This window comes from Pseudomonas sp. GW821-FHT05H12 (assembly GCF_059419385.1).
In genome coordinates this window covers 22,779-41,146 of the sequence record NZ_JBWKRS010000017.1, presented here as the reverse complement: position 1 = coordinate 41,146, position 18,368 = coordinate 22,779, and the positions used below count along the sequence as shown (strand labels likewise).

Here is an 18,368-nt window from a genome sequence, read left to right as displayed (position 1 = left end):
GTTGCTGTATGGTGCGCGCCTGCCGCTGCTGATCCACCCAGCAGCGGCCTTTATTCGAGCCCGTGCACACCATGAAATCCCTCGCCTTAGCGTCTGCCCTCCTGGCCGTGGCACTGAGCCTCAGCGGCTGCATCGGCGCGCCCATCGCCCTGACGCCGCAGACCGAGCAACGCCTGCAAGCCCAGGCGCCGATCCGTTTTCTGCTGACTTTCGATGACGGCCCCAGCGCGTCGGGCTATAACAACCCAAGCCGCTCGGTGGTGGCAGACCTGGCAAACAACCCGATACTGCCGGGCATCAAGGCGGTGTTTTTCCTGCAGACCGAAGCCTCCCGCTCCGGTGGCAGCCCGCGCGGTCACAAGACCATGGAGCGCGAATATGCCGCCGGGCACATCCTGGCCTTTCACACCGCCACGGCGTTTCACACCAATCACCGTTGGCTGAACGATACCGAGCTGGAAAGCACCCTCACCCAGGGCGCGGTGGACATTGCCGCGATCACTGGCAGCCCGCCCAATCTGGTGCGCCCGCCCTTCTGGAACTACGACAAGCGCACCTTCGCCGCCTACCAGCGCCATGGCATGCACGTGCTGCTGACCGACCTGAGTGCCAACGACGGCAAGATCTGGGGTTTCAACGGCAGCCCGCGCCGCCGCGCCAACCTGTACCGGCAACTGTCGGTGTTGCGTGAGCACATTGCCTTGGGTGAGCTGCCGACGGTGGGCGGGGTGATCCCGGTGGTGGTGACCTTCCACGACATCAACCGCTACACCGCGCGGCATATGCAGGAGTACCTGCAGATCCTGCTGGACAGTGCGCGGATTAATGGCATGAAGACGGCCGCCGAGCCGTTCTATACCGACCATGACGCGTTGGAACGCGCTGCATTGGCACGTACGGTCAAGGACGTGAATGAGCCGGTGCACCTGCCCGGTGTGTGGAATTGGGTGTGGAGCGCCGATACCCGCTGACCCCACGGTTAAATGAGCTTTTCTGTGGGAGCTGGCTTGCCTGCGATGCAAGCACCTCGGTCTGTCAGGCAGACCAGGGTGATCCTATCGCAGGCAAGCCAGCTCCCACAGGCTGATCGCATTTCAATTCAGGCTTCGCGGGACTCAACGCCCAGCTCATCCCACACCGACTCAGCCAGATGAAAGGTGGCGTTCGCCGCCGGAATCCCGCAGTAGATCGCGCTCTGCATCAGCACTTCCTTGATCTCGGCCCGGGTCACGCCGTTGCTCGCGGCGGCGCGCAGGTGCAGCTTGAGTTCTTCGCTTCGGTTCATGCCGATCAGCATGGCGATGGTGATCAGGCTGCGGGTGTGTCGCGGCAAGCCGGGGCGGGTCCAGATGTCGCCCCAGGCGTGGCGGGTGATCATTTCCTGGAACTCGCTGTTGAACTCGGTCAGGGCATTGAGGCTGCGGTCGACGTGGGCATCGCCCAGCACTTCGCGGCGCACTTGCAGGCCCTCGGCATAACGTTGTTTCTCGTCCAAAAAAACTACTCCTCTACACCTGTAGTGAGCGGGCTTGCCCCGCGCCGCGGTATGTCAGGCACCTCATACGAAACTGACACACCGCCGCGCGGGGCAAGCCCGCTCACTCCATTATTGGGCTGACAGAAATTCCAGGACGCGCGTGCTGAACGCAGCGCCGGCCTGGACGTTGGACAGGTGCGCCGCATAGAACTCGGCGTACTCGGCGCCCCGCACATGGGCCTGGATAAAATGGCTGCCGGCAGGCGGTGTAACGGCGTCTTCAGTGCCGGCAATCACCAGGGTCGGCACCTGGATCGACGCCAGTTGCTCACGAAAATCCGCATCCCGCACCGCCGCGCAGTTCGCGGCGTAGCCCTCAGGCGAAGTGGCCGCCAGCATGTCGGTGATCTGCTTGGCCTGGTGCGGGTTGGCCGCCGCAAAATCAGCGGTAAACCAGCGCGCAATCGATGCATCACGCAGGGCAACCATCGCCGCCGCGCCATCGCGCAGTACCATTTCGATGCGTGGGTTCCACACCTCGGGCGTGCCGATCTTGGCGGCGGTGTTGCACACCACCAAGCGGTTCAAGCGATCGCCCGCGTTAATCCCCAGCCATTGGCCAATCAAACCGCCCATGGACAGGCCGCAAAAATGCGCACGCTGAATATCCAGCGCATCCAACAGCGCGATCACGTCGTTCCCCAGTTGCTCGATACTGTAAGGGCCCTCGGTGACCAGGGATTTGCCGTGGCCCCGGGTATCAAAGCGCAGCACACGGAAATGCTCGGTGAAGGCCGGAATCTGGATGTCCCACATATGCAGGTCGGTGCCCAGGGAGTTAGACAGCACCAACACCGGTGCCCCCTCAGGGCCATCCAGTTGGTAATGCAGTTCGCCCTCGGCGAGTTGTACAAAGGCCACGGTGGTCTCCTCAAGCAAAGTGTTCTGTCACGGCGCGGGTGACCCAGGTACGGGCCTGACCCAGGTAGTGGGCCGGGTCGAGCAGGCGGTCGAGTTCGGCCGCAGACAGCTCGGTGGTGATCTGTGCTTCGTCCACCAGCACTGCGCGCAAATGGCGACCTTCTGCGACGGCGCGCTTGCAGCACTGCTCCAGCACGTGGTGCGCGGTTTCCCGGCCCAGGCGCTGGGCGAGCACGATGCTGACGGCTTCGGCCAGCACCAGGCCCTGGGTCAGGTCAAGGTTTTTGCCCATGCGCTCAGCGTCGACCTCAAGCCCTTCGCTCACCAGCAGCGCCTGCTGCAACGCGCCAGACACCAAACGGCAGATCTCTGGCAGGGTTTCCCATTCGGCATGCCACAGGCCCAGGCTGCGCTCGTGCTCCTGGGGCATGGCGCTGAACATCGTCGACACCAACCCCGGCACGCGGGTGGCGGCGCTGATCAGCACAGCGGCGCCCACCGGGTTGCGTTTGTGCGGCATGGTCGACGAACCACCCTTGCCCGGCGCGGAAGGCTCGAACACCTCGGCCGCTTCGGTCTGCATCAGCAGGCTGATATCGCGGCCCAGTTTACCGAGACTGCCAGCGATCAGACCGAGCACGCTGGCGAACTCCACCAGGCGATCACGCTGGGTATGCCAGGGTTGCTCGGGCAACGCCAGTTGCAGCTCCGCCGCCAGGGCTTCGGCCACCGGCATGGCGTGCTCGCCCAACGCCGCCAAGGTCCCGGACGCGCCGCCGAATTGCAGCACCAGCAGGCGCGGTTTCAATTGGGCAAGACGCTGCCGGCTGCGGGTCAGCGCCCCCAGCCACCCGGCGATTTTCATCCCCAGGGTCACGGGCGTTGCGTGCTGCAACCAGGTGCGCCCCGCCAATGGCACGTCGGCATAACGCTGGGCCTGGGCCGCCAGGATGTCGCCCAGGCGCGCCAGGTCGGTCTCGATCAGTGCCACGGCCTGGCGCAGTTGCAGCACCAGGCCGGTGTCCATCACGTCCTGGCTGGTAGCGCCCAGGTGCACATAGCGCTCGGCGCCGGCATCTTCACTGGCAATCAACTTGCCCAGCGCCTTCACCAGCGGTATCGCCGAATTGCCCGCCGTGGCAATCGCCACACCCAGGGCATCCACGTCGTACAACGAAGCCAGGCACGCCTGGGCAATTGGCGCGACGGCAGCCTGGGGGATCAACCCCACCTGGGCCTCGGCCCGGGCCAGTGCGGCTTCGAAATCCAGCATGCCCTGCAGGCGCCCTGTGTCGCAGAACACCTCGGCCATGCTGCCCGCCGTGAAGTAAGCGTCGAACAATTGATTGCTCGTGCGCAGCGTCATAACACGTCCCTTACAAATCGTGGTGCAGGTACTCCGCCTGCTTCGGCAGGCGCAGGCTGAACAGGAAGGCCACCGCCATCATGCCGGTGACGTACCAGTAGAAGGTGTTTTCCATGCCCATGGACTTGAGGCCCAAGGCCACGTATTCCGCCGAACCACCGAAGATCGCGTTGGCCACGGCATAAGCCAGGCCCACACCCAAGGCACGCACATGCGGCGGGAACATCTCGGCTTTCACCAGGCCGCTGATGGAGGTGTAGAAACTCACGATGGCCAGGGCCAGGGAGATCAGCACAAACGCCAGGAACGGGCTGGTGACGGTTTTCAGGGTCAGCAGGATCGGCACGGTGCACAGGGTGCCGAGGGCGCCGAACCAGAGCATGGAATTACGACGGCCGATCTTGTCCGAGAGCATGCCGAACAGCGGCTGCATGCACATGTACACGAACAGCGCGCCGGTCATGATGTAGCTGGCGGTCTTGGCGTGCATGCCGGCGGTGTTCACCAGGTACTTCTGCATGTAGGTGGTAAAGGTGTAGAAAATCAGCGAACCGCCCGCGGTGTAGCCCAGCACGGTGATGAACGCCGCTTTGTGGTTACGGAACAGCGCAGCCATGCTGCCGGCGTCTTTGTCCTGGCGCGTTTCCTTGCTGGTGGTTTCCTTGAGGGTGCGACGCAGCAGCAGAGAGATCACTGCCGCAATGGCGCCGATCACGAACGGAATGCGCCAGCCCCAGGCGCGCAGTTCTTCCTCGGTGAGCAGTTGTTGCAGGATCACCACCACCAGCACCGCCAGCAGTTGCCCACCGATCAGGGTCACGTACTGGAACGAGGCGAAGAAGCCGCGCTGGCCCTTGAGCGCGACTTCACTCATGTACGTCGCGGTGGTGCCGTATTCGCCCCCCACCGACAAGCCCTGGAACAGCCGCGCCACCAGCAGCAACGCCGGGGCCCAGGCGCCGATGTCTTTGTAGGTCGGCAGGAAGGCGATGACCAGCGAGCCGGCGCACATCATCAGCACCGAGATCATCATCGAATTTTTACGCCCGTGCTTGTCGGCGACCCGGCCAAACAACCAGCCGCCGATGGGGCGCATCAGGAAGCCGGCGGCGAACACACCGGCGGTGTTGAGCAGTTGCACCGTCGGGTCGTCCGAGGGGAAAAACGCCGGGGCGAAATAGATGGCGCAGAAGGCATAGACGTAGAAGTCGAACCATTCGACAAGGTTGCCGGAGGACGCACCGACAATCGCAAAAATCCGTTTGCTGCGCTCTTCTCCGGTGTAGTGACTCGTTGTTGTTGTCATGTTTTTTTCACTCAGTGGGAACGGTTATAGCCTAGACATACTTTGCAACAACCATGTTCCGCAAGAAGACTTTTGGGTGAGTGTTGGCAGATAGGGCCTCATCGCCGGCAAGCCGGCTCCTACAATGGAACGCGATTCCCCGTGTAGGAGCCGGCTTGCCGGCGATAAATCTCAAGCCCACTCAATAATCAAAGAACACCGTTTCCTTATCAGTGCCCTGCAAAATCACATTCCACTGATACACACCCTCTGCATCAGGCTTGGCAATCAAGGTGCCGCGCCGCTCGGCAGGCACACACGCCAACAGTGGGTCATCCCCATTCAATGCCTCACCGTCAAAATAGATCCGCGTGAGCAGGTGCTTCACCAACCCACGGGCAAACACCAACACCACCAAATGCGGCGCTTGGGTCGTGCCCTTCAACCCCGGTACGGCACCGGGCTTGATGGTGGTAAAGCGAAACCGCCCTTCCCCATCCACCGGGACCCGGCCGAAGCCTTCGAAGTTAGGGTCGACGGCCTTGTCTTGTTCATCTTCCGGGTGGTCGTACTTGCCGGCGGCGTTGGCCTGCCAGACTTCAAGCATGGCGTCGTTGACGACATCACCGTTGCCATCCACCACTTGCCCGCTGATCGCCACGCGTTCGCCGAGGGTGGCGGCGGTGGTCAAATCTTCACGGTTCAGCCAGGTCAGGCCGATGTGGTAATACGGCCCGACGGTGTGGGACGTGGTCGCGTTGAGTGTCATCTCATTTCTCCATCGGCGTGGCGTCGCGGCCGCGCAGGACGATGTCCCAGCGGTAGCCGAGGGCATAGGAAGGAATGGTTTTTTCCAGGTCGAAGCGCGCGATCAGGCGCTCCTTGGCCGAGGTGTCCGGCACGCAGTTGTAGATCGGGTCGTATTCCAGCAGCGGGTCGCCGGGGAAATACATCTGCGTGACCAGGCGCGTCAGCACGCTGGGGCCGAACAGCGAAAAGTGGATATGCGCCGGGCGCCACGCGTTGTGGTGGTTGCCCCACGGGTAGGCGCCTGGCTTGATGGTCTGGAACTGGTACCAGCCGTCGGCATCGGTGACGGTGCGGCCGGTGCCGGTGAAGTTCGGGTCCAGGGGCGCATCGTGCAGATCGCGCTTGTGGTTGTAGCGGCCGGCCGCGTTGGCCTGCCAGATCTCCACCAGAATGCCCGGCACTGGCAAGCCGTTTTCATCCAGCACGCGGCCATGGATGATGATGCGTTCGCCTTGCGGCTCGCCGTCGTGCTGCGCGGTGAGGTCATTGTCCTTCTCGTTGACCCGTTCGGCACCGATGGTCGGGCCGGTGATTTCCGACAACGAATGGGGCAGGAACACCAACGGCTGGGACGGCGAACGCAGGTTCGTCGACTGATAGGCCGGGTGCAGGTAATCAGGTTGAGTGCCCGCTTGCGGGCGCCGGTAACCGGGCTTGTCACTCATGGAGCAATCCTCTCTTATTAGATGCGTTCAATCGCCAGCGCCAGGCCTTGGCCAACGCCCACACACATGGTTGCCAGGCCTTTGCTGCCACCCGTGTTCTCAAGCTGATGCAGGGCCGTCAACACCAGGCGCGCGCCGCTCATGCCCAGCGGGTGACCGAGGGCGATGGCGCCACCGTTCGGGTTGACCTGCGGCGCGTCGTCGGCAATGCCCAGCTCGCGCAACACCGCCAGGCCTTGGCTGGCGAAGGCTTCGTTGAGTTCGATCACGTCAAAATCAGTGACCGCCAAACCCAGGCGCTCCACCAGCTTGCGCACTGCAGGCACCGGGCCGATGCCCATCACCCGTGGCGCCACGCCAGCACTGGCCATGCCCAGTACCCGGGCGCGGGCGGTCAGGCCGTGTTTCTTGACGGCTTCGGCGGAGGCCAGAATCAGCGCCGCCGCACCGTCGTTCACACCCGAGGCATTGCCGGCGGTCACGGTTTTGTCCGGGCCGTTGACGGGTTTGAGTTTGGCCAGGGCTTCCAGGGTGGTGTCGGCGCGGGGGTGCTCATCGTGCTCCACCACGGTCTCGCCTTTTTTATGGGCGACGCGTACCGGCACGATTTCTTCGGCGAAGAAGCCGGCAGCCTGGGCGGCAGCGGTGCGTTGCTGGCTGCGCAAGGCAAACGCGTCCTGGTCGGCACGGGACACGCCGTAGTCATCGGCCACGTTGTCGGCGGTCTGCGGCATCGCATCCACGCCGTACTGGGCCTTCATTAACGGGTTGATGAAACGCCAGCCGATGGTGGTGTCTTCCAGCTTCATGTCACGCGAAAACGCCGCGCCCGCCTTGCCCATCACAAACGGGGCACGGGACATCGACTCGACACCACCGGCAATCGCCAGCTCCATTTCGCCGCTGGCAATGGCGCGAAACGCCGTGCCAATGGCGTCCATCCCCGAGGCGCACAAGCGGTTGAGGGTTACGCCAGGAATGCTCTCCGGCAGGCCCGCCAGCAACAGCGCCATGCGCGCGACGTTGCGGTTGTCTTCGCCGGCCTGGTTGGCGCAGCCGAGGAACACTTCATCGACCGCGTTCCAGTCCACCGACGGGTTGCGCTCGATCAGTGCCTTGATCGGCAACGCCGCCAGGTCATCGGCGCGCACGGTGGACAGGCCACCGCCAAAACGGCCGATGGGGGTACGAATGGCATCACAGATAAATACGTCGCGCATCAGGCTTCTCCCGGCGCTTGGCCATGGGCGGCGGCGGTGCGGGCTTCGAGGTCACGCAACGCGGTGAGTTCTACTTCGGTCGGTTCGTCGGTGGTGCTCACCTGCGGGGCAAACCGTATCGGCCAGCCCGTAGCGGCAACCACTTGCTCGCGGGTCACGCCTGGGTGCAAGGCGGTGACGACAAATTCATGGGTGCCGGCTTCGGGTTCCATGATGCACAAGTCAGTAATGATGCCGACGGGACCGGCGCCCGGCAGGCCCAGGCGTTTGCGCGAATCGCCGCCTTCGCCGTGGCCCACGGAGGTGATGAAGTCCAGCTTGTCGACAAACGAACGGGCCGACTGCTTGAGGATGATCAACACGCTCTTGGCCGAACCGGCGATCTCCGGCGCGCCACCGGCACCCGGCAGGCGCACTTTGGGCTGGTGATAGTCACCGACCACGGTGGTGTTGATGTTGCCGAAACGGTCGACCTGGGCCGCGCCGAGGAAGCCCACGTCGATGCGTCCGCCTTGCAGCCAGTAGCGGAAGATCTCGCCGGTCGGCACCACGGTGTCGGCGGTTTCTGCCAGTTCGCCGTCACCAATAGACAGCGGCAGTACCGACGGTTTGGCGCCAATCGGGCCGGACTCGTAGATCAGCACCACGTCTGGCGACGAGGTCAGGCGCGCCAGGTTGGCGGCCTTCGACGGCAGGCCAATGCCGACGAAGCAGACAGAGCCATTCTTGAGGCGTCGCGCGGCGGCGACGGTCATCATTTCATTGGTGGAGTAAGCCATTACTTGGCCTCCTGCGCGGTGGCCAACTTGGCCTGGAACTCGGTGAAATCGGCAGTGCCATGGATGTATTCGTCGATCCAGGCGGTAAAGGTCCCACGGTCACGGGCAATCGGATCCCACGCCTGGTAGAAGCGGTTATCCCGCTCGTTGTAGCCATGGGCGTAGGACGGGTGCGCGCCACCGGGTACATGGCATACCGCTGTCAGCGCCCAGGTCGGCAGCACGCAGCTGTTCATGGGGGCGTTGAGGTCATCGACGATTTCCTCGACGGTGACGATGCAGCGCTTGGCCGCCAGGGCCGCTTCTTTTTGCACACCGAGGATGCCCCAGAGCAGTACGTTGCCCTTGCGATCGGCTTTTTGCGCGTGGATCACGGTGACATCCGGACGCACCGACGGCACCGCCGCCAGCACTTCGCCGGTGAATGGGCAGGTGACGGTCTTGATCAGCGGGTTGACCTTGGGCAGGTCGGAACCGGCGTAGGCACGCAGCACCGCGAACGGCAGGCCCGACGCCCCGGCCACGTAGGCATTGGCCAGGTCGGCATGGCTGTGTTCTTCGATTTCCAGCGGTTGCGGCCATTGTTTCTCCACCGCGTCACGCAGGCGGTGCAAGGAGCCCACGCCCGGGTTGCCGCCCCAGGAGAAAATCAGCTTCCTGGCGCAACCGGCCCCGATCAACTGGTCGTAGATCAGGTCAGGCGTCATACGCACCAGTGTCAGGTCTTTCTTGCCCTGACGAATGATTTCATGACCCGCTGCTGTGGGGATCAGGTGGGTGAAGCCTTCCAGTGCGACGGTATCGCCGTCGTTCACGAATCGCTTCACCGCGTCGCGCAGCGCAAGAATTTCAGCCATGGGGTTCGGGCTCCCGGTGTGGATCGAAAAAGGCGCTGAGGTGGCGCCGGAGTGCTTGAAGATTAAGCCGGGGAAATGACCCGAACAATCCGATAATCGACGCAGTGTTCGATTATCGAACGGATTGTTGTCTAGCTAATCTTTTGTGCTGACTCGGTCCTCTGTGGGAGCTGGCTTGCCTGCGATGCGGGCACCTCGGTCAATCAGGCTTATCGAGGTGATGCCATCGCCGGCAAGCCGGCTCCTACAAAGGCCTATTTCAACAGGGGCGATCATCAGCCTCAGGTAGCGTCGGCGTGGCTGACCATGCCTTTGATCACGACGGCAGTGGTGGCCAGTGCGGCGGGGATGACCAGCGCAGTGAGCACTTGCTCGAAGTTCCAGCCCAGGCCCAGCAAGGTCGCCCCCATCCAGGCGCCGAGGATCGCGCCAAAGCGGCCGATGCCGAGCATCCACGACACGCCAGTGGCACGCCCTTGGGTCGGGTAGAAACGCGCCGCCAGTGACGGCATCGCCGACTGCGCGCCGTTCACACACATCCCCGCAATCAACACCAGGGTCGCCAGCAGCGTGATGTTGCCCAGGCTCTGCCCTACCGCGTAGGCAAACACCCCTGCCAGCAGGTAGAAAGTGCCGATGACCTTGTGGGGGTTGAACCGGTCCATCGCCCAGCCCACGCCCACGGCACTGAGGACCCCGCCAAACTGGAACAGCGCGCCGATGAAGGCGGCCTGCTCCAGGCTCGCGCCGCTGTCACGCATCAGCGTCGGCAGCCAACTGGTCAACAGGTAAACAATCACCAGCCCCATGAAGTAGGTAAGCCACAACAGCAAGGTGCCAGCGCTGTAGGTGCCGGAGAAAATCACCGCGAAGACATTGCGTGCCTTGACGCTCTTCTGTTCGGGAACACTGAAACTGGTGGCCTGCGCCACCACATGGGGCTCGATGGGCGACAGGGTCTTGCGCACTTTGTCGGTGCCACGGTTGCGCACCACCAGGTAGCGCGCCGACTCCGGCAGCCACAGCATCAGGACCACCACCAGGATCAAGGGCAGGATGCCGCCGATCATCAACAACGCGTGCCAGCCGAACGCCGGAATCAGCTTGGCCGAGATAAACCCGCCACCGGCCATGCCCAGGTTGAAGCCGCAGAACATGCTGGTCACCAGCAGCGACTTGTGGCGTTCAGGGGTGTATTCGGAGAGCAGCGTGGTGGCGTTCGGCATGCCTGCCCCGAGGCCCAGCCCGGTGAGGAAGCGCAGCACCAGCAACTGGTCGACATTGGTGCTGTAGGCCGAGGCCAGGCTGAATGCACCGAACACCAGCACCGCACCCACCAGTACCACCTTGCGCCCGAAGCGGTCGGCCAACGGGCCGGAACCCAGTGCGCCGAATACCATGCCGATCAACGCGGCGCTCATCACCGGGCCCAGGCTGGCGCGGTCGATGCCCCAATCCTGGGACAGGGCGGGCGCGATAAAGCCCATGGCGGCCGTATCGAGGCCGTCGAGGAAGACGATCAGGAAACACAGGATGACTACGCGCCACTGATAGCGTGACAGCGGCTGGGCGTTGATAAAGGACTGCACGTCCAGGTTGGTACCGACAGAAGGCTGATTCATTATTCTTATTTCCACACCGATGGGCGGGCCAACGACCTGGGGTCGTCATTATTATTGGGCGGCGCACAGAGCGCTGCCGCACCTTAATAAGCCAGGGGAAACATCGTCAATTCATCGAACCGGGATCTGTGCGGTCACCGCACACTTAGGCAAACAACTGCGCACTCAACTCACGGCTGGCACTGAGCATGCTCGGTAAAAAACGCTGTTCCAGCTCGCTGCGGCTGACCCGTGCCGCGTGGGTGCTGACGTTGAGCGCAGCCAGCACCTGGCCGGATGCGTCATACACCGGCACGGCGATGGAGCGCAGGCCCTGCTCCAGTTCCTGGTCGACGATGCACCAGCCCTGCTGACGCACCTGTTGCAGGCATTCGAGCAAGGCGTCCGGGGTGGTGAGGGTGCGGCTGGTCTTGGTTTGCAGGTCGGCGTGGTCGAGGTAGTCACGCAGCGAGGCGTCATCCAGCGCCGCCAGCAGGATGCGGCCCATGGAGGTGCAATACGCCGGCAGCCGCCCGCCCACCGACAGGTCCACGGAAATCAGGCGCTGGGTCGTCGCTGAACGGGCAATGTAGAGGATGTCATCGCCTTCCAGGGTCGCCATGTTGCAGGCTTCGTGGAGCTGCTCGCTCATGCGGTCCAGGTAGGGTTGGGCCGACACCGCCAAGGGTGTCGAGGATAAATAGGCATGGCCCAGGGTCAGCACCTTGGGCAGCAGCGAGTAGGTACGCCCGTCGGTGGTGGCGTAGCCGAGTTTGATCAAGGTGTGCAGGCAACGGCGCACGGCGGCGCGGGGGATTTCCGTGCGGTGGCTGATCTGGGCGATGGTCAGGTGGCGCTTGCGCTCCTGGAAGGCCTGCACCACCGCCAGGCCACGGGCCAACGAGGTCATGAAATCCGGATCGCCGGTAAACGCCTGGATGCGCTTGGCCGGCGAGGCCACGATCGGCGGCGCCACTGACGCGAAGGAGTTGCGCAATTGATCGTTCATTTCAAGGGTCCTTTCTCTTGTTTTCAACCGCTGGGAGGGTTGGCCGCTATTACAAGCCGCGCCGCTTGGGATGCACAAGGCGGGGCCGGCAAGATTGGGCGATTATCGGACGATCATTCGATTATCGCAATTTGGCCGACCCGCGCCGGCGACGGGCAGATAGGCCAAGTTGGGGCGTTACCCAATAACGCGATAAAAAGCGCGCATACCATGGTAGTTAGAACGTGTGGGGAATTTATGACGCCAGAATTGTGCAACTACTGACGCAGCCATGTAACAAAACGCTCACACAACGCTGGCACCTTTTAACTTCATGGAGATAGTGTTATTCAAACACGCCGCTATAATGCAACCTGTGCAGAGGTCAGCCCGGTATCATAATCGGGATCGGAGCTCGCCGGACGATGCAGGCTATGTGCATCACCGACCACAAGTACCGGCTTAAAAGAAATCACGTTCGGCAGCCTTTCAAACTTGAACCGCTCAATCGTTCAACTTGAAACACCCCGAGGGCGACTTTCAGGCAAGACGCTGCACGGTAATTAAACTCAACTCAATTAGGTAACACTGTGACGAAAGATGAACTGCGCGCGGAACTTGAGCGCCAGGAGCAACGTTACAAGGACGTTTACGGCGGGGAAGTCACCACCTACGCCGCCCAGCCTGAACCTGAGCGCAAGCCATGGCGCAAACGAGCCAGCCTGTTGGATCAGGCATTTGCCCAGGAAATCCAAAAGATTGAACAGGAGCTCAAAGCCGAAGAGCCATAAGCGCTTCGATTCGAGCCTCCAGGGTTTGCTGTCTCTGCCGGTCCACCACCGGCGGAGGGCACCTCGCTTACACCTGATTATTCAATATCCTGCTGCCGGCAGCGAAATTTCATACAAATGTTTCACGCAGGCCATTTGCCTGGCAAAACCCCACCTTTTCAGCCCCGTGCTTTAAAAATCAAAGACTTGCCAAAGCCCCGAAAACCCTGGGATGCGCCTCTTTTCGGCGTACCTTTGGGTCGAGAAATGTTACCGATGAGCAGCTAATGCATCGATTACTGAGGTTTTCTGGCATAATCGCGCCCCCTTACGACCGGGTCAGAAAACCTTCATGATCGATTTATTCAGCGGACTGGATGCTTGGGTTCTAGTGAGCCTGTTGCTCGCCCTGGCCTTTGTCCTCGCCTTCGAGTTCATCAATGGCTTTCATGACACCGCTAACGCGGTGGCCACAGTCATCTATACCAAAGCCATGCCGCCGCACCTGGCCGTGTTCTTCTCCGGGGTGTTCAACTTCCTCGGCGTGTTGCTCGGCGGTGTGGGCGTCGCCTACGCCATCGTGCACTTGCTGCCGGTGGAGTTGCTGATCAATGTGAACACTGGCCACGGCCTGGCCATGGTCTTCTCTTTATTGGCAGCCGCGATCACCTGGAACCTGGGCACCTGGTACTTCGGTATCCCGGCGTCCAGCTCCCACACCCTGATCGGCTCGATCCTCGGTGTCGGCCTGGCCAACGCCTTGATCAACGACATCCCCCTGGCGGACGGTGTGAACTGGCAGAAAGCGATCGATATCGGCGCTTCCCTGGTGTTCTCGCCGATGGCCGGTTTCCTGGTCGCAGCTCTGGTGCTGATCGGCCTGAAATGGTGGCGCCCACTGTCGAAGATGCACAAGACCCCGGACCAGCGCCGCAAGCTCGACGACAAGAAACACCCGCCGTTCTGGAACCGCCTAGTCCTGGTGATTTCCGCCATGGCCGTGAGCTTCGTGCACGGCTCCAACGATGGCCAGAAAGGCATCGGCCTGATCATGCTGGTGCTCATCGGTATCGTGCCGGCGCAGTTCGTGCTCGACCTGGGCAGCACCACCTACCAGATCGAACGCACCCGTGATGCCACCGTGCACCTGAGCCAGTTCTACCAGCGCAACAATGCCACCCTCGGCGAGTTCCTGGCCCTGGGCAAGAGCGTGAAGAACGACCTGCCGGGCAAGTTCCAGTGCAACCCGCAGCAGACCGAGCCGACCATCAGCGCGCTGATGGAGACCCTCAAAGGTGTGTCCGACTATCACTCGCTGACCGCCGAGCACCGCATTGAAGTGCGTCGCTACCTGCTCTGCCTGGACGACACCGCGAAGAAAGTCGGCAAGCTACCGGGCCTGGATGCGCGTGAGAAGTCCGACCTGGACAAGCTGCGCAAAGACCTGACCGCCACCACCGAGTACGCGCCGTTCTGGGTGATCCTGGCCGTTGCACTGGCCCTGGGCCTGGGCACCATGGTCGGCTGGAAACGCGTGGTACTGACCATCGGTGAGAAGATCGGCAAGCAGGGCATGACCTACGCCCAGGGCATGTCGGCACAGATCACCACCGCCAGCATGATCGGCCTGGCCAACATCTTCAGCCTGCCGGTGTCGACCACTCACGTGCTGTCGTCCGGTGTGGCCGGCACCATGGTTGCCAACAAGAGCGGCCTGCAAGGTGGCACCGTCAAGACCATCCTGATGGCCTGGGTGTTGACCCTGCCCGCCACGGTTGGCCTGTCGGCCGGTTTGTTCTGGCTGGCGTCGAAGGCGCTGGGCAGTTGATCGTTTCCCGGTAATGAAAAAAGGTGCGAACCGCGAGGTTCGTACCTTTTTTTATGGCTGCCCGTTAACCGTTTTTACCTGTTCAACCCAAACTTGTAGGAGCCGGCTTGCCGGCGATGGCGCCCTAACCATCACCGCAACTTTCAAGATCGCTATCGCCGGCAAGCCGGCTCCTACAGTGGGACAGCGTTATTCCTGGCACAAAAAAAAGGGCGACCGAAGTCGCCCAAAATGCCTTGCGTGCTCATGTAACCTGGAAAGAACTAAGGTTTTTTCCGCTTGTTCGCGTCTTTCCAGATAAAAATTCCAAACCCTACAAAAAACAGCACCATGAGGCTGACCGTCAGCACTCCGGCGAATACCACATTATCGATAAACATGACCGGCCTCCCGTGCTTGCCCTGTTGCGATAGGGCTAAGTTAATGGAGAAGGCACTTGGGAAAATTGACGGGGATCAATGTCGCCCGCAACGGGGCGTAAAGAAGGGCAATAACTGACCTGCATCAATAGATGCAGGGAGTTTCAACGCTTTTTCGGTTTGTTCTTTGGTTTTTTCTTAACTTTGCCGAGGGGCATCGCCTGTTCAAACGCCTGGCGCACTTCATTCAGGCGCTTATCGTTGAGGTCATGAACCCGCTTGGCGCGTTCGGCATTCAGGTCGATCAGCTTGTCGTCATCACTCATGGCTTGGCTTACGTCGTGGCGGGAATGGCCCAATAATGCGGCCTCCTCCTCTCGACGGCAAATCAGCGGGCGACAAAAGGCGGGCCATCGCACAAAATCGGCCTATCTCCCCGGCTCAAGAGGCACATTCAGGTGGCACTGCACAAGGACCTTCCCCCGCTGCTGGCCCTGCGCGCGTTCGAAGCCGTGGCGCGGCACTTGAGCTTTATCAAGGCGGCGAACGAGTTGTCAGTGACCCAAAGTGCCCTGAGCCATCAGGTGCAAAAACTGGAACAGCACCTGGGCAAAGCGCTGTTTATCCGACGCACCCGTGCGATCGATCTGACCACCGACGGCCAACACTACTACGACGAAATCCGCCCTGCCCTCGATGCCATCGCCGCCGCCACCCGCGCCCAGAAAACAGCCCCCAGCAGCACCGTGCTGCGCGTCGGCTTGCTCGCATCCTTTGCCACCCTGTGGCTGGCCCCACGCCTGGCCGTGTTTCTCAACCGCTACCCGCATATCCAGGTGGAGTTGCTGCCGGCGATTCAACTGGCAGACGTCGCGGCAGCCGAGGTCGACCTGGCGATTCGCTACGGCAAGGGCGACTGGCCCGACGTGCAGGCCACACGACTGATGCCCGAAGTGATCTCCCCGGTGTGCAGCCCGGCGTTCAAGGCCAGCCACCTGCGCAACGGCCCGCTGTTGATGGCCACCTCGCACCGCCCGTTTGAATGGACAGACTGGTCCGCCCATTATCAAGTCGACCTGGAGCGCCACCCCCGCGTGATGCTGCATGACTACAACATCGTGGTCGAAGCCGCCGTGGCCGGCCAAGGCATCGCCATGGGCCGACATCGCTTGATCGAGCGCAGGCTCCAGGACGGCAGTTTGGTCGAGGCATTCGACTGGCCGCCCTACCACAGTGAAATCGGCTACTGGCTGATCGCCCCGCAAGGCCCGTCCAGCGAAGCGGCGGCCTGCTTCGGCGCATGGTTGAAGGAAGCCTGCAGCGACGTGTGAGTTATTTCGATACGTCAGGTGAGATCTATCCGTTTGTCGCCCATCGGTGCAGCCAACATGCTGGAACCTCTCAACCCAGGAGGATTCACCATGAGCAACTCCATCCGCGAACGCGTACAAGCCCTCGGCCTGACCCTGCCCACGCCCGGCCAGCCGATCGCCAACTACATCAACTACGTGGTCAGCGGGAATCAGCTGTTCGTTTCCGGGCAGATTCCGCTGGTCGAGGGTAACCCGGCCTACGTAGGCCGTTTGGGCGAATCCCTCAGCGATGAAGAAGGCGCCCAGGCCGCAGAGTTGGCCGCATTGGGCCTGCTGGGGCAATTGAGCCACGCCTTGGGCGATGACCTCACGCGTCTTGTGCGCACCGTGCGCCTGGGCGTCTTCATCGCCAGCAGCGGCGACTTCCAGCGTCAGAGCGTGGTCGCCAATGGCGCTTCGAACCTGGTGGTCAACGCCCTGGGCGACAAGGGCCGTCATGTGCGCACCGCCGTGGGGGTGTCCAGCCTGCCGGCCGGTGTTGCCGTGGAGGTGGACGGGATTTTCGAGTTGCTGCCGTGAGCCCGCTGGAAGTCCAACACCTGCGCGACGACACGCCCGGCTGCCAATCCGGCATCGTGCATTTCAACCACGCCGGTGCGTCCCTGCCGAGCCAGGCAACCCTCGACGCCATCATCGACCAACTGCAACGCGAAGCCCGCGACGGCCCGATGGAAGCCGGTGAACATGGCGCCGTGCTGGTGGAAAAAGCCCGCCGCGCAGCCGGGCAATTGCTCAACGCGCCAGCGTCCTCGATTGCCTTCACCAGCAGCGGCTCGACCGCCTGGAGCATGGCGTTCCAGGCCTTGGGCCCGTGGCAACCTGGCGACCGCATTCTGGTGGGTCGCCATGAATGGGGCGGCAACCTGGCGAGCATGCAGGTGGCATTGCAAGCCGGCGCGCGGGTGGAGGTGATCCCCTGCGATGAGACTGGCGCGGTGTGCCCACAGGCGCTGGAAACCATGATCGACGCGCGCGTAAAGCTGATCGACCTGACCTGGCTGCCGGCCAACGGCGGCCTGATCAACCCGGCCCAGGCCATTGGCGAAGTGGCCCGGCGCCACGGCATCGCCTACTTCATCGACGCCGGCCAGGCCGTCGGCCAGTTGCCGGTGGATGTACAAGCCTTGCACTGCGATGTGCTCAAGTCGGCCGGTCGCAAACACCTGCGCGGGCCACGCGGTACGGCGCTGTTGTATGTGCGGCCGGATTTTCTCCCGCGCATGAACCCGGCCCAGCGTGATGTGCTCTCGGCGCCTTGGACCGAGGAAGGTTTCGACCTGCGCGACGACGCCCGACGCTTTGAAACCAGCGAAGCCTCCTACGCCCTGCTGGCCGGATTGGGCAATGCGTTACAGGAAGCCAATCGACTGGGGGTGGAGCGGACGTGGGAAAGGGTTTTGCAAATCAGTGGGCACTTTCGCGAAGCGTTGCGTGAGATGCCAGGGATTTCCCTGCATGACCTGGGCACGCAGCATTCAGGGCTGATCGCCTTCAACCTGGACGGCTGGGACGCCTTTGAACTCAAGCGAAGATTGGGGCTCAAGCGCATCAACATTGGCGCCAACGGTGTGGCCTACACCCCGCTGGACATGCAGGCGCGCGGCCTTGAGAGTATTGCGCGGATTTCGGTGAGCCCGCTCAACACCGAGCACGATGTCGAATTACTGATGGCGGCGCTGCGAGAACTGCGCAGCTAGATCTCGATGTCCACCCACAACCCCTGGCGCGGCGCATCTTCAATCAGCGGCACCACCGGCACGGTGTTGTCGGCGTTGAGCACATCGCCGGGGATTGCCTGGTGCGCCTCGGGGTCTTCATCGGCCTCACGCCGGCGTTTCTGCTGCTCTTGCTGGCGGCGTTGCTCTTCGCGCAGCAGAAAGGTCGACTGCTCGGCATCGCCCTTTTTCAGGTCGATCGTGCTTTCGTTGGAGCCCGCCTGGACTGGCACCACGGGCGGGATATCCGGCTTCTGGCGGACCGGATCGAGTTGTGACGTGACCGGCACAACGCTGACGGGCAGCATGGGTGGCAGCATAAGGTTTGTTCTCCTGATCAACAGGCTGTCGGCG

20 protein-coding genes are annotated in these 18,368 nt (G+C 62.4%); 6 read left to right on the top strand and 14 right to left on the bottom strand.

The window, feature by feature from the left end; all coding sequences use genetic code 11:
• Positions 1 to 71: 71 nt before the first annotated feature.
• Complete coding sequence (locus tag AC07SU_RS16585) at positions 72 to 971, top strand: polysaccharide deacetylase family protein (protein ID WP_494997632.1); 900 nt, start codon at positions 72 to 74, stop codon at positions 969 to 971.
• A gap of 128 nt (positions 972 to 1,099) precedes the next feature.
• Here AC07SU_RS16585 and pcaC read toward each other — a convergent pair whose 3' ends face one another.
• From pcaC to pcaR, 11 genes are all read right to left on the bottom strand, one after another.
• The gene (gene pcaC / locus AC07SU_RS16580; protein ID WP_457344566.1) at positions 1,100 to 1,495 is read right to left on the bottom strand and encodes a 4-carboxymuconolactone decarboxylase; all 396 of its coding nucleotides are present in this window, start codon (positions 1,493 to 1,495) and stop codon (positions 1,100 to 1,102) included.
• A gap of 111 nt (positions 1,496 to 1,606) precedes the next feature.
• A complete protein-coding gene (pcaD, locus tag AC07SU_RS16575; RefSeq protein WP_494997631.1) occupies positions 1,607 to 2,398 on the bottom strand; it encodes a 3-oxoadipate enol-lactonase in 792 nt (263 codons plus the stop codon).
• A gap of 10 nt (positions 2,399 to 2,408) precedes the next feature.
• Positions 2,409 to 3,764: a 3-carboxy-cis,cis-muconate cycloisomerase gene (locus AC07SU_RS16570; protein WP_494997630.1), complete on the bottom strand. Its 1,356-nt coding sequence runs from the start codon at positions 3,762 to 3,764 to the stop codon at positions 2,409 to 2,411.
• Between the two features lie 10 nt (positions 3,765 to 3,774).
• Entirely contained in the window at positions 3,775 to 5,070 is a 1,296-nt protein-coding gene (locus tag AC07SU_RS16565; protein ID WP_176994770.1) for an MFS family transporter, read from the bottom strand.
• A 181-nt stretch (positions 5,071 to 5,251) separates the two neighbouring features.
• The gene (gene pcaG / locus AC07SU_RS16560; RefSeq protein ID WP_494997629.1) at positions 5,252 to 5,818 is read right to left on the bottom strand and encodes a protocatechuate 3,4-dioxygenase subunit alpha; all 567 of its coding nucleotides are present in this window, start codon (positions 5,816 to 5,818) and stop codon (positions 5,252 to 5,254) included.
• Position 5,819: 1 nt separating this feature from the next.
• A complete protein-coding gene (gene pcaH / locus AC07SU_RS16555) occupies positions 5,820 to 6,524 on the bottom strand; it encodes a protocatechuate 3,4-dioxygenase subunit beta (RefSeq protein ID WP_176994768.1) in 705 nt (234 codons plus the stop codon).
• A 17-nt stretch (positions 6,525 to 6,541) separates the two neighbouring features.
• Positions 6,542 to 7,747 carry a 3-oxoadipyl-CoA thiolase gene (gene pcaF / locus AC07SU_RS16550; protein WP_494997692.1) on the bottom strand — a complete coding sequence of 402 codons (1,206 nt, stop codon included), beginning with the start codon at positions 7,745 to 7,747 and terminating at the stop codon, positions 6,542 to 6,544.
• Positions 7,744 to 8,523 (bottom strand): CoA-transferase subunit beta, encoded by a 780-nt coding sequence (locus AC07SU_RS16545; protein WP_494997628.1) that lies wholly within the window; start codon positions 8,521 to 8,523, stop codon positions 7,744 to 7,746. Before AC07SU_RS16545 ends, pcaF begins: the two co-directional genes overlap by 4 nt.
• Complete coding sequence (locus AC07SU_RS16540; RefSeq protein ID WP_494997627.1) at positions 8,523 to 9,380, bottom strand: CoA transferase subunit A; 858 nt, start codon at positions 9,378 to 9,380, stop codon at positions 8,523 to 8,525. The genes AC07SU_RS16545 and AC07SU_RS16540 overlap by 1 nt, the downstream gene beginning before the upstream one ends.
• 281 nt (positions 9,381 to 9,661) lie before the next feature.
• Positions 9,662 to 11,002, bottom strand: coding sequence for a 4-hydroxybenzoate transporter PcaK (gene pcaK / locus AC07SU_RS16535; RefSeq protein ID WP_494997626.1), 1,341 nt, complete (start codon positions 11,000 to 11,002; stop codon positions 9,662 to 9,664).
• 145 nt (positions 11,003 to 11,147) lie between these two features.
• The gene (pcaR, locus tag AC07SU_RS16530) at positions 11,148 to 11,990 is read right to left on the bottom strand and encodes a pca regulon transcriptional regulator PcaR (protein WP_176994765.1); all 843 of its coding nucleotides are present in this window, start codon (positions 11,988 to 11,990) and stop codon (positions 11,148 to 11,150) included.
• A gap of 569 nt (positions 11,991 to 12,559) precedes the next feature.
• Here pcaR and AC07SU_RS16525 point away from each other — a divergent pair.
• Together AC07SU_RS16525 and AC07SU_RS16520 are read left to right on the top strand one after the other, a co-directional pair.
• On the top strand, positions 12,560 to 12,760 hold the full coding sequence (locus tag AC07SU_RS16525; RefSeq protein ID WP_003172389.1) for a hypothetical protein: 201 nt from the start codon (positions 12,560 to 12,562) through the stop codon (positions 12,758 to 12,760).
• A 331-nt stretch (positions 12,761 to 13,091) separates the two neighbouring features.
• Entirely contained in the window at positions 13,092 to 14,567 is a 1,476-nt protein-coding gene (locus AC07SU_RS16520; RefSeq protein WP_176994764.1) for an inorganic phosphate transporter, read from the top strand.
• A gap of 263 nt (positions 14,568 to 14,830) precedes the next feature.
• Here the strand turns inward: AC07SU_RS16520 and ccoM are convergent, their stop codons facing one another.
• The gene (gene ccoM / locus AC07SU_RS16515; RefSeq protein ID WP_003172387.1) at positions 14,831 to 14,947 is read right to left on the bottom strand and encodes a cytochrome c oxidase subunit CcoM; all 117 of its coding nucleotides are present in this window, start codon (positions 14,945 to 14,947) and stop codon (positions 14,831 to 14,833) included.
• Positions 14,948 to 15,090: 143 nt separating this feature from the next.
• On the bottom strand, positions 15,091 to 15,285 hold the full coding sequence (locus AC07SU_RS16510; RefSeq protein ID WP_494997693.1) for a hypothetical protein: 195 nt from the start codon (positions 15,283 to 15,285) through the stop codon (positions 15,091 to 15,093).
• Between the two features lie 99 nt (positions 15,286 to 15,384).
• Here AC07SU_RS16510 and AC07SU_RS16505 point away from each other — a divergent pair, with 99 nt between their 5' ends.
• From AC07SU_RS16505 to AC07SU_RS16495, 3 genes are all read left to right on the top strand, one after another.
• Entirely contained in the window at positions 15,385 to 16,257 is an 873-nt protein-coding gene (locus AC07SU_RS16505; protein WP_176994763.1) for a LysR substrate-binding domain-containing protein, read from the top strand.
• 90 nt (positions 16,258 to 16,347) lie between these two features.
• Positions 16,348 to 16,818, top strand: coding sequence for a RidA family protein (locus AC07SU_RS16500; RefSeq protein ID WP_494997625.1), 471 nt, complete (start codon positions 16,348 to 16,350; stop codon positions 16,816 to 16,818).
• On the top strand, positions 16,815 to 17,996 hold the full coding sequence (locus AC07SU_RS16495; protein ID WP_494997624.1) for an aminotransferase class V-fold PLP-dependent enzyme: 1,182 nt from the start codon (positions 16,815 to 16,817) through the stop codon (positions 17,994 to 17,996). Before AC07SU_RS16500 ends, AC07SU_RS16495 begins: the two co-directional genes overlap by 4 nt.
• On the opposite strand, the gene AC07SU_RS16490 is transcribed toward AC07SU_RS16495, so the two are convergent.
• Entirely contained in the window at positions 17,993 to 18,334 is a 342-nt protein-coding gene (locus AC07SU_RS16490) for an aspartate-semialdehyde dehydrogenase (protein ID WP_494997623.1), read from the bottom strand. The genes AC07SU_RS16495 and AC07SU_RS16490 overlap by 4 nt on opposite strands.
• Positions 18,335 to 18,368: the final 34 nt, after the last annotated feature.

What these genes read in the sequence shown, in the direction of transcription:
- AC07SU_RS16520 (WP_176994764.1), top strand. Translation starts at nt 13,092, where the DNA reads ATGATCGATTTATTCAGCGGACTGGATGCTTGGGTTCTAGTGAGCCTG.
- ccoM (WP_003172387.1), bottom strand. Translation starts at nt 14,947, where the DNA reads ATGTTTATCGATAATGTGGTATTCGCCGGAGTGCTGACGGTCAGCCTC.
- pcaH (WP_176994768.1), bottom strand. Translation starts at nt 6,524, where the DNA reads ATGAGTGACAAGCCCGGTTACCGGCGCCCGCAAGCGGGCACTCAACCT.
- pcaG (WP_494997629.1), bottom strand. Translation starts at nt 5,818, where the DNA reads ATGACACTCAACGCGACCACGTCCCACACCGTCGGGCCGTATTACCAC.
- AC07SU_RS16545 (WP_494997628.1), bottom strand. Translation starts at nt 8,523, where the DNA reads ATGGCTTACTCCACCAATGAAATGATGACCGTCGCCGCCGCGCGACGC.
- AC07SU_RS16570 (WP_494997630.1), bottom strand. Translation starts at nt 3,764, where the DNA reads ATGACGCTGCGCACGAGCAATCAATTGTTCGACGCTTACTTCACGGCG.
- pcaR (WP_176994765.1), bottom strand. Translation starts at nt 11,990, where the DNA reads ATGAACGATCAATTGCGCAACTCCTTCGCGTCAGTGGCGCCGCCGATC.
- AC07SU_RS16565 (WP_176994770.1), bottom strand. Translation starts at nt 5,070, where the DNA reads ATGACAACAACAACGAGTCACTACACCGGAGAAGAGCGCAGCAAACGG.
- pcaK (WP_494997626.1), bottom strand. Translation starts at nt 11,002, where the DNA reads ATGAATCAGCCTTCTGTCGGTACCAACCTGGACGTGCAGTCCTTTATC.
- AC07SU_RS16490 (WP_494997623.1), bottom strand. Translation starts at nt 18,334, where the DNA reads ATGCTGCCACCCATGCTGCCCGTCAGCGTTGTGCCGGTCACGTCACAA.
- AC07SU_RS16500 (WP_494997625.1), top strand. Translation starts at nt 16,348, where the DNA reads ATGAGCAACTCCATCCGCGAACGCGTACAAGCCCTCGGCCTGACCCTG.
- AC07SU_RS16585 (WP_494997632.1), top strand. Translation starts at nt 72, where the DNA reads ATGAAATCCCTCGCCTTAGCGTCTGCCCTCCTGGCCGTGGCACTGAGC.
- AC07SU_RS16540 (WP_494997627.1), bottom strand. Translation starts at nt 9,380, where the DNA reads ATGGCTGAAATTCTTGCGCTGCGCGACGCGGTGAAGCGATTCGTGAAC.